This is a genomic window from Chryseobacterium contaminans (assembly GCF_001684955.1).
Classification (GTDB): Bacteria; Bacteroidota; Bacteroidia; order Flavobacteriales; family Weeksellaceae; genus Chryseobacterium; species Chryseobacterium contaminans.
In genome coordinates, this window is record NZ_MAYF01000302.1 from 12,756 (window position 1) to 28,592 (window position 15,837).

Sequence of the window (15,837 nt, forward strand, 5' to 3'; positions counted from 1 at the left end):
CATTTACTGCATGAATTTTGACCGTCTTAAAGAAAAACTTGAGATCCTTGCTGATGCTGCAAAATATGATGTTTCATGCTCATCAAGCGGAGGAACAAGAAAAAATAAAAAGGGTGCTTTGGGAGACAGTTCCGTAAGCGGAATCTGCCACACCTATACGGAAGACGGCAGGTGTGTTTCTTTACTTAAAATTTTACTGACCAATCATTGTATTTATGATTGTGCTTATTGTGTATCCAGAAGTTCAAATGATATAAAAAGAGCTGCATTTACAGTAGAAGAAATAGTAGACCTAACGATTAATTTTTACCGCAGAAATTATATTGAAGGATTATTTCTGAGTTCAGGAATTTTCAAAAATGCGGATACAACAATGGAAAGGCTTGTGCGGGTGGCCAAAAAACTGCGTCTGGAAGAGAATTTCAACGGCTATATTCATTTAAAATCTATTCCGGGAGCCAGTGATGGACTGATGCAGGAAGCAGCTCTATATGCGGACAGACTTTCGGTAAACCTGGAAATTCCGACAGAAAGTGGCTTAAAATTATTGGCTCCTGAAAAAAACAGGCAGGATATGATTAGTCCTATGAAATATATTCAAAAAGGAATTATGCAGTATCAGGATGAGAAAAAGATTTTAAAGAAAGTACCCAAATTTGCCCCGGCAGGACAATCTACCCAAATGATTGTTGGGGCAACGAATGAGAATGATCTTCAAATCATTAAAGTAGCGGATCATTTTTATAAAAATTTTAATTTAAAAAGAGTATATTATTCCGGCTATGTCCCGGTTTTAGAGGACAACAGGCTTCCATCGTTAACTACTGAGGTTCCAATGCTTCGTGAAAACAGATTGTATCAATCGGACTGGCTGATGCGATTTTATGGTTTTAAAGCTGAAGAAATTTTAGATCCCAGTGTTCCTTTTCTGGATTTGGAGGTAGATCCAAAACTAAGTTGGGCTTTGCGACATTTGGACCAGTTTCCTGTAAATATCCAGACTGCCGATTATCATATGATTTTAAGGATCCCGGGAATTGGAGTAAAGTCTGCTCAAAAAATTGTGAGTGCAAGGCGCTTTCAGATTTTAAATTTGAATCATCTAAAGCAATTGGGAGCGGCTGTGAACAGGGCAAAATATTTTATTGACTTTAATACAGGAAATGCTTTTCTGAAGTATTTAACTAATCAAAATTTAAAGAAACTGTTGATTGGAGGCAGCTCTTCAAAGTTTCATAACCAGTTTTCACAGCAGTTGAGCTTATTTTAGTTTAAACACAAATGACACCAACATTTTTCACGGATTATTACAAATAATAAAGCACAAAGCCTATTTTCAGAATGGCAAAAATACTTAATAGTTAGATTTTTAAATACTTTATAAATACATGACCACCCTATTATACGATGCCAGTTTCGACGGCCTTTTTACAGCAATATTCGAAGTTTTTGAATATCGTTATAAAGATGTGGAAATTGTAAGCAGGGAAAGGTTTCATCAGGAAAATATTTTTGCAGAGATTCATGAAGTTCTTACTCACACAGACAAATCAGAAAGGGTATTAAAAAAAATGGAGCAAAACCTTGGGAAACAGGGTATTCATAAACTTTTAAAAGTTTTTTTATCTGAAGATCCTGAGCTGGAAAAAGTCATATTATCAGCCATACAACAGTCTGTGAAGAATCCTCAGGAAAACATTCTGGAAAATTATGCAGATGTTGATATCATGAAAATTTCTAAAATATGTAAATCTGTAGACAGGGAAAGTCACCGCATGACAGCATTTGTCCGTTTCGAGAAAATGCAGGACGGGATTTTCTTTGCAAAAATTGACCCAGATTTCAATGTCCTTCCTTTAATTAAAAAACATTTCAGTGATCGTTATCAGGATCAGAAATGGATGATTTATGATCTGCGCAGAAATTTCGGGATTCTTTATGACCTGGAGACTTCCAATTTCTTTTACCCGGAGGAAAAACTGGAAATTAAAAATTATCAGGAAAAGTTTCATAATGAGGAAAAGAATTATCAAACGCTCTGGCAGCGATATTTTACAAAAACCAATATTGTTGAAAGGAAGAATCTAAAACTTCATATACAACATGTTCCCAAAAGGTATTGGAAATATTTGACGGAGAAATGGTGAATATTTTCATACAGGTTGCATAGATAAAACAGATAATTTTTTAAAATTAATTGGAAGAAATCTGAATAGACTTTTTAATTCTTATTCTGACATTGTGGATAACTTTTTCATATTAAAACTTAAACTTATTTCTGAAAAACCCTTTAATGAATATATTTTATAACAATCTAATATCATGACACATATGAAATCATCTTTTCTACATTTTCATATTGTGGATAACTTTTTTAACCACGGATTACACAGATTGGCACAGATGGTTACTTTTTAAAAAGAAATCTTGAATGGGAAAATTGGAAAGAATTTTTAATTCATATCTGATATTGTGGATAACTTTTTCATATTAAAAATTAGACTTATTTCTGAAAAACCCTTTAATGAAGATATTTTATAACAATCTAATTTTATGGCACATATAAAATCACATTTTCTGCATTTCCATATTGTGGATAACTTTTTTAACCACTATTACACAGATTTGCAGAGATGGTTACTTTTTAAATGGAAATTTTGAGTGGGAAAAATTGGAAAGAATTTTTATTTCATATCTGACATTGTGGATAACTTTTTCACATTAAAAATTAAACTTATTTCTGAAAAAACCTTTAATGAAGATATTTTATAACAATCTAATTTTATGGTACATATAAAATCACATTTTCTGCATTCCCATATTGTGGATAACTTTTTTTATCCACGGATTACACAGATTTACACGGATGATTCCTCTGTAAGCAAGTTTTTGTTTAAAAAGCTATGAAAGGATTATCAATTCAAACCTTAAAATTGTGGATAACTTTTCTAAATTAATCAATTAAGCCTACTTTAAAGAACTCAATTAATAGACAAATACAACATAACTCATTCAATTAAAGAAAGATACACGCTAATGATAATTACACTTGATTATTGTGGATAACTTTTTATTTACGGATGGTACGCAAAGCTTTTTTGACAATATATTGAGTTTCTTTGGTATTACTTTCTCTGAGCCATTCATCACAAATTTCTACTACAAATTCCGGTTGGGATTTGCTGGCATCATTCAGCCAATTGCCAACACTATCCTGTACGTATCTTGATGAATCTGATTTTAAAGGCTCCAGAATTTCCAATCCTAATCCCGGATTTTGTTTTAACGCATCAATATGCTCACACCATACTCCCCTCGGTCTCGTAGATTCGCTCGCAAAACGTCTGATATTTTCATTTTCATGCTTTGTCCATTCTGATAAAACAGACAAAGATATTTTTAAATTCTTTGAAATATCCGGACGTACGGTCATCCAGCAAATTTCTCTTACTCCAAAATGAGTATCTGAAGCAAATGATTGGATCTTTGTTAATTTTTCTTCAATATTAAAGGCACTGTTTCGTCCAATGGTATAAGCTGCCCAGCAACGAACCAAGTCTGCAGAGTGTATGGATAACTTTGAAAGAAATTCTTCATCCTTATTTTTAAGTGTAAGATCAAGGATTCCCAATCCAATAGATTCATTAATCGTATTAACTGTTTGTTTTTTCAACTGGTTTACCCTAGCCAGAATGGGTTGGAGGTATTCTGTCCGGTTATTCTGTTTTAATAAATTTTCTAACAAAAGCTTTTGATCCACCGCCAGCCATTCCGTAAGATTGGCTGTCTCAATTTCTCCATTGTTGAGCTGGATTAAAATATCAGCAGGAATATCTTTAATGGAGCGGGCTCCTTTTCTTTTTTCTGTCATAATGCTTTTATTAAATCTTCCACATCTACTCGATTCATGTAATTTACATCTAAAAATTTATAGGTAATCACTTTATTTTCATTTATTACAAAAACAGCCGGAACCGGTAAGGTATTGTCATTATTTTTATTGAAGTCTGAAAGATGTATTCCAAGACCTTTATAATAAGGAAGTACAAAATCCTGTAACTGAAAAACTATACCTAATTTTTGAGCAAAATTATTTTCGGCATCAGTTAATATTTCAAACTCCAGATTATTTTTTTCTGCCAAGCTTAGAGAATGATCCGGACTTTGTGGAGAAATAGCAATTAAAGTAGCCCCTTTCTCTTTTATTCTGGAAAGATTGTCCTGTAAAAATTTCAATTCCAGATTACAATAAGGACACCAACTTCCCCTATAAAATGCTAGAATTACTTTTCCATTTTTAAAGATCTCTTCAGAATTAATTAGGGTACCCAATGCATTGGGTAGTGAAAACTCCGGCATTTGATCTCCAATCTGAATACTATTTTCTTCCATTCTCTTTGTTTTCAGATCTTCAATAGATTTTCCGAATGCATTCAGTATTTCCTGTGGAAGTTGTGAAGACAATTCCTGATTCAAATGTTCAAGCTGCTTTGCCAGTATATTCATTTTTTTAATTTTATTATTTTTACAAAGGTCTAAAAGCCGCTACAGAAAAGCAATAACGCATATTTTTCACCCATAGGGATAAAAAAGTCAATTTTATGGAAATAAAGGGAAGAGCTGAAGAAAATAAAATCTGTCCGTTGGAAGTGGCAGTGAATACCATCAGCGGAAAATGGAAAATTCCAATCGTTTGGCAGATTAATGAGGGAAAAAAACGCCCAAGTGAATTCCTGCGTGGAATCGCGAAAGTAGACCGCAGAGTTCTTAACCAACAACTCACAGAAATGGTGGAAGATGGTATTCTAACGAAACAATCTTTTAATGAGCTACCTCCCAGGGTTGAATATACATTAACTGAGCTTGGTGAAAAGTTGGTTGCTATTCTTTGGCAGCTGAATGATTGGGGAAAACTACTTATTCCTGAAAATGAGGATACTCTGTTGGAAAATGCAAAGGCGCAAAATTATATTGAATAGGCAAGGGTATTAAGGCGCAAGGATTTTATCTGCGGTAAAATTGTACACCGCTAAATTATTGCCACGAATTCACGAATAATTTTATTTATGAATATTATGGATGTTTAATTTTATTCTAGCAACAGTAAAAAAAGAAATTCGGGCATTAGTGGCAAAAAACGGTGGAAAATAAAAGTTTAGTTTCCGTTTTCCAATATTTCACAAAAAATCCCATATTTGTAAACGAATCAAATGACTATGAAAAAAATTATTTCAGGAGGGATCATGGGCTTGATTATTTTGGGTTGTACTCAGGATAAGAAACCATCAAATATTTCTGCCCAGGAAACAGAAGATTTAATGCCTGTAAGCTCAGTACAGATTAATAAGGATAAAAATACAGTGAGAGAAAGATTTTCTCCGCCCAAAGATTATCAATGGCAGGAAGAGAAATCAGATTCTTTCGGATACTTCATTGAAAATTTTAAATTAAAACCTTATGGAAGCCAGATTATAAGGTATGATGGTTCTCCTATTTCCACCCAGCATCTTCATGAAGCGGTTTTTGATATTGATACAGGAAATAAAGATCTTCAACAGTGTGCAGATGCCGTAATCCGATTGAGGGCTGAATATTTATACAAAATCAAAAAAACGGATGATATTAAATTCCATTTTACCAGTGGTCATCTTTTCAGTTGGAATGATTATAAAAATGGAACAAGAGCTTTTGTGAATGGGAATGCTGTAAGTTTTAGAAAAACGGCAGGTTTTGATGATTCTTATCAGGCTTTCAGAAATTATCTGGACCTCATCTTTAATTATGCAGGAACTATTTCACTCAATAAGGAAACTCAACCGGTTCTGAAAAGCTCAGATTTAAAAACGGGAGACATCCTTATCACTCCCGGAAGCCCTGGACATGTGGTTTTTATTGCTGGAGTCTGTAAAAATAAGGAAGGGAAAAAATTATTTTTATTGGGCGAAGGATTTACACCTGCTCAATCTATACATCTGTTATCCAACCCTTTTAAGAAAAATATTTCGCCATGGCATGATCTTGATGTGAATGCTTCTGAGACTAAAACGGCGCGGTATATTTTCAAACCGACAAACTTCAGAAGCTTTTAATTATATATATTCAAAACTATTGAAAAGTTACTACGATAATCTGAACTTGTTTTTGTAAATTTGTGTTCGAAATTTTTTACTAGATGAAAGAGAGTGCTGTAAAAAAGATTGCAGTTCTTACTTCAGGAGGAGACTCTCCAGGTATGAATGCAGCATTAAGAGCGGTAGTAAGAACCGCCAATTACTATAATATTGAATGCTATGGAGTAAGGGAAGGCTACAATGGCCTTATCAGCAATGATTTCCTTAAAATGGGTGCCCGTTCCGTAAAAAATATAATCAACCAGGGTGGAACGATTCTAAAGTCTGCCAGATCTGCTGAGTTCAGAACCAAAGAAGGCCGTCAGAAGGCTTATGATAACTGCGTAAAGCTGGGTATCGATGGATTGGTATGTATTGGTGGTGACGGAACTTTTACTGGTGCCAAGATCTTCAGTGAAGAATTTGGAATCAGAGTAATCGGTATTCCAGGAACTATCGACAATGATATTTTTGGAACAGACAACACCATCGGTTATGACACAGCGTTGAATACTGCTATGGAAGCAATTGATAAAATCCGTGATACGGCAACTTCTCACAACAGAGTTTTCTTTGTAGAAGTAATGGGCCGTGATGCTGGATTTATTGCATTAAATAGCGGTTTAGCTACAGGTGCTCTGGATATTTTAATTCCTGAGAAAAAAGACAGCATGGATGATCTTTTTACAAAATTCAGAAAAGCGGAAAAAACAGGAAAAGCATCCAGCATTGTAGTAGTAGCGGAAGGTGAAAAACTGGCAAATGTTTATGAACTTGCAGAAAAGACCAAACAAATATTCCCTGATTATGACATTCGTGTTTCAGTTTTAGGACATATGCAAAGAGGTGGTTCTCCAAGCTGTGCAGACAGAGTTTTGGCCAGCAGACTTGGATATGGTGCAGTAGTAGGATTAATGGATGGACAGAGCAATGTAATGGCAGGAATGCGTTCCAACGATGTGGTGTATACACCTATTGAAGAAGCCATTAAAAAACATAACGAAATCAACAAAGATTTAATGCTGATTTCCGAAATTTTAGCAATCTAAATTATTTTTATAAATCTAATAAAAACAAACTATTATGTCAACAATCAAAGTAGGTATCAACGGTTTTGGTAGAATTGGACGTCTTGTTTTCAGAGCAATGACTGAAAGAGATAACATTGAAGTTGTAGGAATCAATGACCTAATCAACGCAGAATACATGGCTTACATGTTAAAATATGACTCTGTACACGGTATTTTCCCAGGTGAAGTTTCTGTAGAAGGAAATGACCTTGTTGTAAACGGAAAAAAAATCAGAGTAACTGCTGAAAAAGATCCAAGCAACCTAAAGTGGGATGAAATTGGTGCAGATTACGTAGTAGAATCTACTGGTTTATTCTTAGATAAAGAAAGTGCTGCAAAACACATTACTGCTGGCGCTAAGAAAGTAATCCTTTCTGCTCCTTCTAAAGATGATACTCCAATGTTCGTAATGGGTGTAAACCACAAGGAACTTACTGATGATATCAAGATTTTATCAAACGCTTCTTGTACTACAAACTGTTTAGCTCCTTTAGCTAAAGTAATCCACGATAACTTCGGAATCGTAGAAGGTTTAATGACCACTGTACATGCTACAACAGCTACTCAGAAAACTGTTGACGGTCCTTCAATGAAAGACTGGAGAGGTGGTAGAGCTGCTCTAAACAACATTATCCCTTCTTCTACAGGTGCTGCTAAAGCAGTAGGAAAAGTAATCCCTTCATTAAACGGAAAATTAACAGGTATGTCTTTCAGAGTACCAACTGTTGACGTTTCTGTAGTAGATTTAACAGTAAGAATTGAAAAAGCAGCTTCTTACGAAGAAATCTGTGCAGTAATCAAAGCTGCTTCTGAAGGTGAATTAAAAGGTATCCTAGGATATACTGAAGAGGCAGTAGTATCTCAGGACTTCGTAGGAGATAAGAGAACTTCTATCTTCGACAAAGATGCTGGTATCATGCTTTCGCCTAACTTCGTAAAACTTGTTTCTTGGTATGACAACGAAATGGGTTACTCAAACAAGTTAGTAGATATGCTTGTACACGCGGCTTCTTTATAATAAGTAATTAGCGATAAGCAATGAGTAATATAAAACCTTCCCGGTGGGAAGGTTTTTGTTTTAATACAAAGGTTGCTATTCTAGGAATACAAGTAAATTACCCGTTCGGGTGATTTTAAATTTATTATTTAAGAAAAGGATCGTAATCCTGACAAATCTCACCACAATATTTCGGTGTAAAACTTGTACTTTTATCTATCTAAGGAATGAACAATGATACAACCCCGATTTAAAGATGCTCCGCATTTCAGAAACTTTTGGGAAAACGGGAACGGAAAACAACTGATTGAGTTTTCCGGTGCTAAAGTAAGTTTTAAAAATTTTGAAAAATATGCTCCTTTCTTTCATCATGTGGATGAAACCGGAGACGAAGTGGTAAAAGAGGTTTATTTTACGAAAAAATTTCATGAAGCATCAAGAGAGATTGAAGGGTATATCCGAAATGGCGTTACTGAAAATGATAATGTCCCTGAAAGTGTAAAAAAACTGTTTCTCCAAACCCAGCAAGTTCCTGACTGGCTGGATTACAATCTATTAAAAAACGGTGCTGAACTCTGTATGCGAAGCAACCTCGATTCTTTAATTTCCTTAAGAGATTATTGCCTGATCGGAGGTTATGATTATGCTTACCTCAACAAACCGCTCATTGTTACAGAAGCATTGAAGAAAGGGGCTGTGAAAAGGCTTTCAGAAACATTGGATTTTTGGGTAAATGCCACCCGTTACAATGCTTTGGAAATTCATGCCAAAGGATATGAATTTGCTATAAAAACCCGTCTGATCCATTCTTACGCAAGGTTGTCCATCAAAAAACATTATAAAGACTGGGATACTGAAAACTGGGGTGAACCCATCAATTCCTGGGATATGATGGCTACTTATATTGGTTTCAGTTTAGTCTTTCTTCACAGTCTTCAAAAGCTGGGAAATACTTTTTCTGTTGAAGAAGAACAGGGAATCTTTCACCTGTGGAAATACGTAGGATATCTTCTGGGAATCCCGGAACAACTTCTTCCTGATGATAAAAAACAGGCTACAGAATATTTTTATTTATGGACTTCCATTCAGCCGCCATCTGATAAAGATTCTGTTTTACTAGCCCATTCTTTATTGAATGAATCCCTGGAAAATCCTATTTTAAAATTTGAATTTCAAAGGAAAAATCTGAGATATCTGCATATCTGCTGTACCTGGTTTCTGTTGGATGATGAAGTCTGCAAAAGGCTTCAAATTCCGGAAGTTTCTAACAAAATGTTATTTCCAAAATCAAAAATACTTTTCAATAGAATATATGATCGTCTTGTAAGCCGGGATGCCAGAATAAAAAGAGGAAATAAAGATCAGATGAAAGTATTGAAGGACTATCTTAACATTACTAAAAACTCAAACTTTCATTAAACTCTGTTTTTTAAAGAAACGAAAAGAGGAAATCATATTTGTTCATCTCCCTTAACATTATCCGAAGAAAGTTTTCTGTTTCTGAAATTCCAGATCAGATACAGTAAAAACAAAATCAACCAGACACCAAGAACTGCACTGATGAAAAATCCCACGATGGAAGGATGAAGATAATTCGGTTTGTAAAACAGACGGTCTAGGGTTACAAATTTATCTTTTAGCTGGCCTCTTTCGTAAGTGTTTCGTATTTCATTCAGAGGCTCATTCCGATGATCCCTATAATAAAAGACATCTTTGGTAAGTTCTTTCGGAACGATCTGCGATTCTATATTATATTTTTTAAAAAGGACATCCAGTTTCTGAAACGAAGAAAGTAGTGAGTCCTGACTGTATTTGTAAAGCAAATTGTACCTTTTGACGGCATTTTGATACTGCTGTTTCTGTTCAAGAATGCCATGCAATGGGAAAAACAAAAATTTGTTTTCAAGAAAAATACACATTTTATCATCGTATTCAGGATGTACTTCTGCTCCTTTAAATATAATTTGGGTGCTGTCTCCTATCTCTTTTTTAGAAATAATCCTTTTTTCCAGTTCCTTACCATCAAGCCCAAGAAGATCAAGTACCAATTTCGTTTTATTGTTGATTTTTTTATGATCAGCGCTCAGCATTGTCAGCGTATCAATACTGTAATAATTCGATTCTGTTGTATAATATTCTTTATTATCCGGATCGTAATACAGGGTATCTCTCTGTTCAATCACAGGGTAAGGTTTGGGATATAAAACATTTTCCGGATTAAACAGATTTTCAGAGCTGTAAGAAGTATAGTTATAGAGAAAAGGCTGTAAGATATTCAGCAGCGTTTTATCTTTATTAAGGTTCTTTTCAGGCAATTCAGTTCGTAGTTTTGCATTTAATCCGAAACTATAACTGATGAAAAAGGTCAGGGACAAAAAAGATATCAATAAAAGTACAATACCTATTCCCAATTTTTTTGAAAGATCATATTTCTTTTGGGAATGATTTCTAAGAAGAAAAATAATAAAGAAGAACAGAAAAAGACCGGAAACGAAAACATGAGAAATAGAAACATCATCATAAAATTTGAACCTGTAAAATTCTGTATACATATTAACATCCTTAAGACCTTTAAACTTTACATATCCGTAAATGAAGTAAGCCAGATGTATAACCGCCAATACTGCAAAAGATTTAATCAGGAATCGTTTTAATTTTCTGTCCATAGAATGATCTTAAAAACAGTTTTAAGATAAGCATTTATATTGTATGAATAAAACTATGATTCTTCTCATCAACATAAAAGTATTATATACTACAAAAAAGCGGATTAACTTAATAAGCTATGAAGGTTATAACTACTATAAATCCCCTATTCAACACTAACTTCCTGCCTCCAGCTTTCAGCTTCCAACTTTAACTTTCTTATCTGAAATTTATTTTTCAATATTTCTCAACATCATATTCTGCATCTCCTTCGTTATGAATAACATCAGTCTCAAAATTTTATCATTTTTTAACTCTAAAAACCAGTTTCAGGGATAAATAATATTAGTTTTTGATGTATAAATTATGTATTTTTGAGAAATTATTTTAATAGAGATGAGTAACATTGATGATAAGAAAAAAGCACTCGCGTTGGTGCTTGACAAGCTAGATAAAACATACGGGAAGGGAACAGTAATGACTTTAGGCGATGAGTCTATAGACAATACCGTAGAGGTTATTCCTTCCGGATCTTTAGGATTAGATATCGCATTAGGTATAGGAGGATATCCAAAAGGAAGAATCATTGAAATATATGGACCTGAATCTTCAGGTAAAACTACATTAACACTTCATGCTATTGCTGAGGCTCAGAAAGCTGGTGGTATTGCAGCATTTATTGATGCTGAGCACGCTTTCGACAGAACCTATGCTGCAAAACTGGGAATCGATTTGGAAAACCTTATTATTTCTCAGCCGGATAACGGAGAGCAGGCATTAGAAATTGCTGATAACTTAATCCGTTCAGGGGCTATTGACATTGTTGTTATTGACTCTGTTGCAGCCCTTACTCCAAAAGCGGAGATTGAAGGAGAAATGGGAGATTCTAAAATGGGTCTTCACGCAAGATTAATGTCTCAGGCATTAAGAAAATTAACAGCTACTATTTCAAGAACGAAGTGTACTGTGATCTTCATTAACCAGTTAAGAGAAAAAATCGGTGTAATGTTTGGTAACCCTGAAACAACTACCGGTGGTAACGCTCTTAAATTCTACGCTTCTGTAAGAATTGATATCAGAAAAGCAAGTGCACCAATCAAACAGGGTGACGAAGCTATCGGAAGCCGTGTGAAAGTGAAGATTGTGAAAAACAAAGTAGCTCCACCTTTCAAACAAGCAGAATTTGATATCATGTATGGTGAAGGAGTTTCTAAAGTAGGAGAAATTCTTGATACTGCAGTGGATATGGGCATTGTAAAGAAAAGTGGTTCTTGGTTCAGCTACGAAGAGACCAAGCTTGGTCAGGGACGTGATGCTGTAAAAGACGTTTTGAGAGATAATCCTGATCTTGCCGAGGAATTGGAAAACAAGATCAAAGAAGAATTGAAAAACAAATAATAAATAAAAAAACGGTCTGAATAATTCAGACCGTTTTTTTATTGTATACAGATATTAATTATCCTACGATTTTTCCCTGTAGCTGCATTGCTCCTGCAACCTGCATTCCTACTGAAAGAGCGGCAAACCTCATATTATCTTTGCTTACGAAAGCATCCACTGTGAAGAAGTTTTCTACTTCCGGATTGGTAATCAGTCTTAGCTTCAGGATAAAGCCTTTCACACTTCCGTCTGGCAATACTTCCGTTTCTTTAATCTCAAGTACCTTACCAATAAAGTCGATACATCCGTAGTCAGGAAGATCCTGGCTTGGCTTGTATGCGGTAAATTCCTCATCAGTTTTAGTACCATCCGGTAAATCAAAACTTTGATGAAGATCTAACACGAAAATAATACCACTCATATTAATGTTTAGCTTATTCTGTGTCTGATATTGAGTTTTGTTTTCTACATAATCTGTTGGGAAAAACCAAAGTCCAAAAGCATCTCTTCCAAGCCCTCCTACAATAGCTTCCTTATTCTCAGCATTTTCCCATTCACGAATTTCTTTTGTTTCGAAATCAAGAGAGAAATCAGTTTTTACTTCAGGATAAATGGTATTAAAATCATCAGAAACAACTGTTCTGAATGTTATATCCTTAAATTCTGTGTGCTTAGCTTTTTCATCTGCAGAAACATCTGCTACTCCACACAAAGCCATAGTTTCTACCAAATATTTTGAATACTTTTCCTGGGTCTGAAAATTTTGGAACCCAAAAATTCCACCCCACATATTGGCAAGAGAATGAACATTTGATTTCTTCATGATGATCCCGGCGTTATTGGTACTTTCCGGGCTTTTGATCTCCTCTCTATTTGTAAAATAATCTTTACCGTCCACCAGCTGAGTATTCATAATCTCATTGTTTTCTTCGTGAGAGAACTCAGCAAAACCTTTAAACGTAACATTTTCATTTTCGAAAACATAAGGCAAAGCAATATTACCTTCTTCAGCATCATTAAAATGATAAGAAAGCGTAATGGCTTTCAGGTCTTCCGGATTTACAGCCAATGTATGATTACCATCATTATTAAACTGAGAATGATAAAGAACAGCATATGACTTGATTTTTCCTTCTTTCAATTCATTTTCAAACTTTTCTTTCATATTGCTCAGTACCACCTGTGGAGAAAGTCCATAAGTAGGATCTGTAATCATATAAGCAAACCCTTCTATTTCTCCATTCAGATTTTCAAATGCTGAAATCGGAGCAAAATCTCCTCTCAACTGAAGCGCGATAGAATACACGATATAATCCCTATAAATCTTGATCTTTTCATATAATTCATTTACCTTCTTCTCTTCTATTGGTTGTGGTTGTACCGGAGTTTCCAATACTGTTTCCGGAACGGCCTCCACCACTTCCTCTACTTTCTCTTCCACTATTTCCTCCACCGGCATTTCCTGCTGCTGGATTGGAGCACTAACATTTTCCTGTTTGTTGTTTTTCTTCTTAAAAAAATCAAAGATTCCCATATTCTTAATAAAATTGGCGGTAAATATAATAAAAGCTCACAATAGCGCCACTATAAAAAAAATGCCATTGTGGCAGTTTATCCTTTAAGATCTATTTTAAAACAAAACCCCGGCGAAGCCTTTGGCTCCGCCGGGGTTTTTATACTTTAAGGTTTATCATCCGTTAACTCAAACCCCCAATTTTTCCCTTTTTGGGTGGCTGGGATTCCTTTTGTCATCCAAACCGGAGCTTTAGCTCCTTTAAGATAATGATCAAAAAACTGCTGTTCACGAATTTGAATATCTTTTCTGTTCTGGCGCTTGATAAGATTATGATCGTCACCATTATAATTCAAAAGCCAAGCCGGTTTTCCAAGGCGGCGTAATGCAGTAAACATTTCAATTCCCTGATACCATGGCACTGCTCCATCCTGATCGTTACTCATAATGGCTACCGGAGTTTTTACTTTATCAATAGCAAAAAGCGGTGAGTTTTTAATATAAAGATCTGGTGCTTCCCATAAGTTCTTTCCTAATCTACTCTGTGATTTTTCATACTGGAACTGTCTGTTCATTCCGGAACCCCATCGGATTCCACCATAAGCAGAAGTCATGTTTACAACAGGAGCTCCACTCCAAGCAGCGGCATACATATCAGTGTGTGCAATAAGATAAGCTACCTGATAACCGCCCCAGCTTTGTCCCTGGATTCCAATTTTAGTACCATCTACCCAAGAGTTTTGCTTTAACTTCTCAACTCCGGAATTAATATACTCCATTGCAGATTCTCCCGGGAAACCATCTACATAAGAAATATCAGGGGTAAAAACCAGATATCCGTTACTCACAAAATAAGAAATATTTAATCTTGAAGGTGTTGGAGATGGTGCTACATAACGGTTCAGATTATCCGAAAGTTTTTCATAGAAATAAACAATCATAGGATACTTTTTATTCGGATCAAAATCTTCCGGTTTGAATAAAACTCCTGTAGAAGTATTTCCTTTGGGTGTTATCCAATGTACCAACTCATCTGTTCCCCAATTATAAAGGGCTTGCTGTGGATTCGTATTGCTCAGCTTTTCCTGTTTTGAGAAATCTGAGGTTGTAAAAATATTAGGAGAATCTGTATATGATTCTTTTACCAGAATATATTCTTCAGCATTTTTCGCTTTTTGAAGGCTACGGTATCCCCAAACATCTTCCATTAGAATTTTTACAGGGTCAGCATTGGATTGAATAGATGTTTTAAAAATCCCGTTGGCCTTGGATGCATTATTAAATGCAGATAAGTAAATAGAAGACTTTCGGTTTAAACTTTTAATATCTTTATCCAGTTCGTAAGTATCAAATGTTATTTTATTTTTACGCCCATACCCATTGGTAATATTTCTTGGCTTTTTTGAACCGTTCAGGAAAAACTCCCAAAGGTCATAACGGTCTCTGATAATAACAGACTCATCATTATCCGTCCAGGATGCAAGTCCATAAGGGCTTGGGAAATCCGGCATATCAAATTCCTCATCTACAAAAGAAACAGGTAAACCTTTAGTCAGTGGCAGCGTTTGTTTTGTCTTCACATTGTAGCTGAACCACTGTCCTTTTTCACTATCAAAAATCACAACGAATTTACCCAGCGGAGAAACAGCCACTGAACCATCTAAATTTTTAACAATTTCTGTTCTTTCCCCGGTTTTGTTATCAATGATAAAATAGGTCTTCTTTGTTGAGCCTTCCCATTGTGAAGAAATACGGTTATTTAAACTGGTAACGCCTAATGCAAATTCAGCATTTCCCTGGTTTATTACTCTTAAAGTATCTAAATCTTCACCATCAATATTTCTGAAAAAATCCGGTTTTTCCGTTTGCATTACTGCAGCATACGATTTCTTCAGATCATTTTTCAATTCCTTTAACTGTACGGTTTGCAGATAATCATCTCTGTAATTCCAGATATCTACCACAGCATGGTCGTTCGCAATCATTGCGGTATCTTTTGCAATGGGTTTTGGAGCAACCCCAAAATACAGTTGCTTTCCATTCTTACTGAATAGAGGCAAACGGTTTTCAGAAACTACCCAATCTTTTTTCATTTGGGCATTTTGATTGGTTATCACTTCC

At 35.1% G+C, this 15,837-nt stretch carries 13 protein-coding genes; 8 read left to right on the forward strand and 5 right to left on the reverse strand.

Annotation, left to right across the window (positions count from 1 at the left end; translation table 11 throughout):
• The first annotated feature begins 10 nt into the window (after positions 1-10).
• The gene (locus BBH99_RS14630; protein WP_066697190.1) at positions 11-1,270 is read left to right on the forward strand and encodes a putative DNA modification/repair radical SAM protein; all 1,260 of its coding nucleotides are present in this window, start codon (positions 11-13) and stop codon (positions 1,268-1,270) included.
• Between the two features lie 118 nt (positions 1,271-1,388).
• On the forward strand, positions 1,389-2,147 hold the full coding sequence (locus tag BBH99_RS14635; protein ID WP_066697193.1) for a TIGR03915 family putative DNA repair protein: 759 nt from the start codon (positions 1,389-1,391) through the stop codon (positions 2,145-2,147).
• Between the two features lie 923 nt (positions 2,148-3,070).
• Here BBH99_RS14635 and BBH99_RS14640 read toward each other — a convergent pair.
• Positions 3,071-3,871: a DNA alkylation repair protein gene (locus BBH99_RS14640; protein ID WP_066697207.1), complete on the reverse strand. Its 801-nt coding sequence runs from the start codon at positions 3,869-3,871 to the stop codon at positions 3,071-3,073.
• Positions 3,868-4,506, reverse strand: a complete 639-nt coding sequence (locus BBH99_RS14645) for a peroxiredoxin-like family protein (RefSeq protein WP_066697209.1) — start codon at positions 4,504-4,506, stop codon at positions 3,868-3,870. Before BBH99_RS14645 ends, BBH99_RS14640 begins: the two co-directional genes overlap by 4 nt.
• Before the next feature lie 95 nt (positions 4,507-4,601).
• Between BBH99_RS14645 and BBH99_RS14650 the strand changes: the two genes are divergently transcribed.
• The 5 genes from BBH99_RS14650 (at position 4,602) to BBH99_RS14670 (ending at position 9,596) form a co-directional block, all read left to right on the forward strand.
• Positions 4,602-4,979: a winged helix-turn-helix transcriptional regulator gene (locus BBH99_RS14650; RefSeq protein ID WP_066697212.1), complete on the forward strand. Its 378-nt coding sequence runs from the start codon at positions 4,602-4,604 to the stop codon at positions 4,977-4,979.
• A gap of 237 nt (positions 4,980-5,216) precedes the next feature.
• Positions 5,217-6,089, forward strand: a complete 873-nt coding sequence (locus BBH99_RS14655) for a DUF4846 domain-containing protein (RefSeq protein ID WP_066697215.1) — start codon at positions 5,217-5,219, stop codon at positions 6,087-6,089.
• 83 nt (positions 6,090-6,172) lie between these two features.
• A complete protein-coding gene (gene pfkA / locus BBH99_RS14660) occupies positions 6,173-7,159 on the forward strand; it encodes a 6-phosphofructokinase (RefSeq protein ID WP_066697218.1) in 987 nt (328 codons plus the stop codon).
• Positions 7,160-7,193: 34 nt separating this feature from the next.
• Positions 7,194-8,198, forward strand: a complete 1,005-nt coding sequence (gene gap, locus BBH99_RS14665; protein WP_066697221.1) for a type I glyceraldehyde-3-phosphate dehydrogenase — start codon at positions 7,194-7,196, stop codon at positions 8,196-8,198.
• Positions 8,199-8,411: 213 nt separating this feature from the next.
• The gene (locus BBH99_RS14670; protein WP_066697223.1) at positions 8,412-9,596 is read left to right on the forward strand and encodes an oxygenase MpaB family protein; all 1,185 of its coding nucleotides are present in this window, start codon (positions 8,412-8,414) and stop codon (positions 9,594-9,596) included.
• A gap of 32 nt (positions 9,597-9,628) precedes the next feature.
• Here BBH99_RS14670 and BBH99_RS14675 read toward each other — a convergent pair whose 3' ends face one another.
• Positions 9,629-10,843: a DUF3329 domain-containing protein gene (locus tag BBH99_RS14675; protein WP_066697224.1), complete on the reverse strand. Its 1,215-nt coding sequence runs from the start codon at positions 10,841-10,843 to the stop codon at positions 9,629-9,631.
• A gap of 376 nt (positions 10,844-11,219) precedes the next feature.
• Between BBH99_RS14675 and recA the strand changes: the two genes are divergently transcribed.
• On the forward strand, positions 11,220-12,221 hold the full coding sequence (gene recA / locus BBH99_RS14680; RefSeq protein WP_066697225.1) for a recombinase RecA: 1,002 nt from the start codon (positions 11,220-11,222) through the stop codon (positions 12,219-12,221).
• Positions 12,222-12,279: 58 nt separating this feature from the next.
• On the opposite strand, the gene BBH99_RS14685 is transcribed toward recA, so the two are convergent.
• Together BBH99_RS14685 and BBH99_RS14690 are read right to left on the reverse strand one after the other, a co-directional pair.
• Positions 12,280-13,737 carry a hypothetical protein gene (locus BBH99_RS14685; RefSeq protein ID WP_066697226.1) on the reverse strand — a complete coding sequence of 486 codons (1,458 nt, stop codon included), beginning with the start codon at positions 13,735-13,737 and terminating at the stop codon, positions 12,280-12,282.
• 146 nt (positions 13,738-13,883) lie between these two features.
• Positions 13,884-15,837: alpha/beta hydrolase family protein (locus BBH99_RS14690; RefSeq protein WP_066697229.1), on the reverse strand; the 1,954-nt coding region annotated here is incomplete at its 5' end.

Excerpts from the sequence above, each read along its gene's own strand:
- BBH99_RS14630 (WP_066697190.1), top strand. The coding sequence starts at position 11 with ATGAATTTTGACCGTCTTAAAGAAAAACTTGAGATCCTTGCTGATGCT.
- BBH99_RS14635 (WP_066697193.1), top strand. The coding sequence starts at position 1,389 with ATGACCACCCTATTATACGATGCCAGTTTCGACGGCCTTTTTACAGCA.
- BBH99_RS14640 (WP_066697207.1), bottom strand. The coding sequence starts at position 3,871 with ATGACAGAAAAAAGAAAAGGAGCCCGCTCCATTAAAGATATTCCTGCT.
- BBH99_RS14645 (WP_066697209.1), bottom strand. The coding sequence starts at position 4,506 with ATGAATATACTGGCAAAGCAGCTTGAACATTTGAATCAGGAATTGTCT.
- BBH99_RS14650 (WP_066697212.1), top strand. The coding sequence starts at position 4,602 with ATGGAAATAAAGGGAAGAGCTGAAGAAAATAAAATCTGTCCGTTGGAA.
- BBH99_RS14655 (WP_066697215.1), top strand. The coding sequence starts at position 5,217 with ATGAAAAAAATTATTTCAGGAGGGATCATGGGCTTGATTATTTTGGGT.
- pfkA (WP_066697218.1), top strand. The coding sequence starts at position 6,173 with ATGAAAGAGAGTGCTGTAAAAAAGATTGCAGTTCTTACTTCAGGAGGA.
- gap (WP_066697221.1), top strand. The coding sequence starts at position 7,194 with ATGTCAACAATCAAAGTAGGTATCAACGGTTTTGGTAGAATTGGACGT.
- BBH99_RS14670 (WP_066697223.1), top strand. The coding sequence starts at position 8,412 with ATGATACAACCCCGATTTAAAGATGCTCCGCATTTCAGAAACTTTTGG.
- BBH99_RS14675 (WP_066697224.1), bottom strand. The coding sequence starts at position 10,843 with ATGGACAGAAAATTAAAACGATTCCTGATTAAATCTTTTGCAGTATTG.
- recA (WP_066697225.1), top strand. The coding sequence starts at position 11,220 with ATGAGTAACATTGATGATAAGAAAAAAGCACTCGCGTTGGTGCTTGAC.
- BBH99_RS14685 (WP_066697226.1), bottom strand. The coding sequence starts at position 13,737 with ATGGGAATCTTTGATTTTTTTAAGAAGAAAAACAACAAACAGGAAAAT.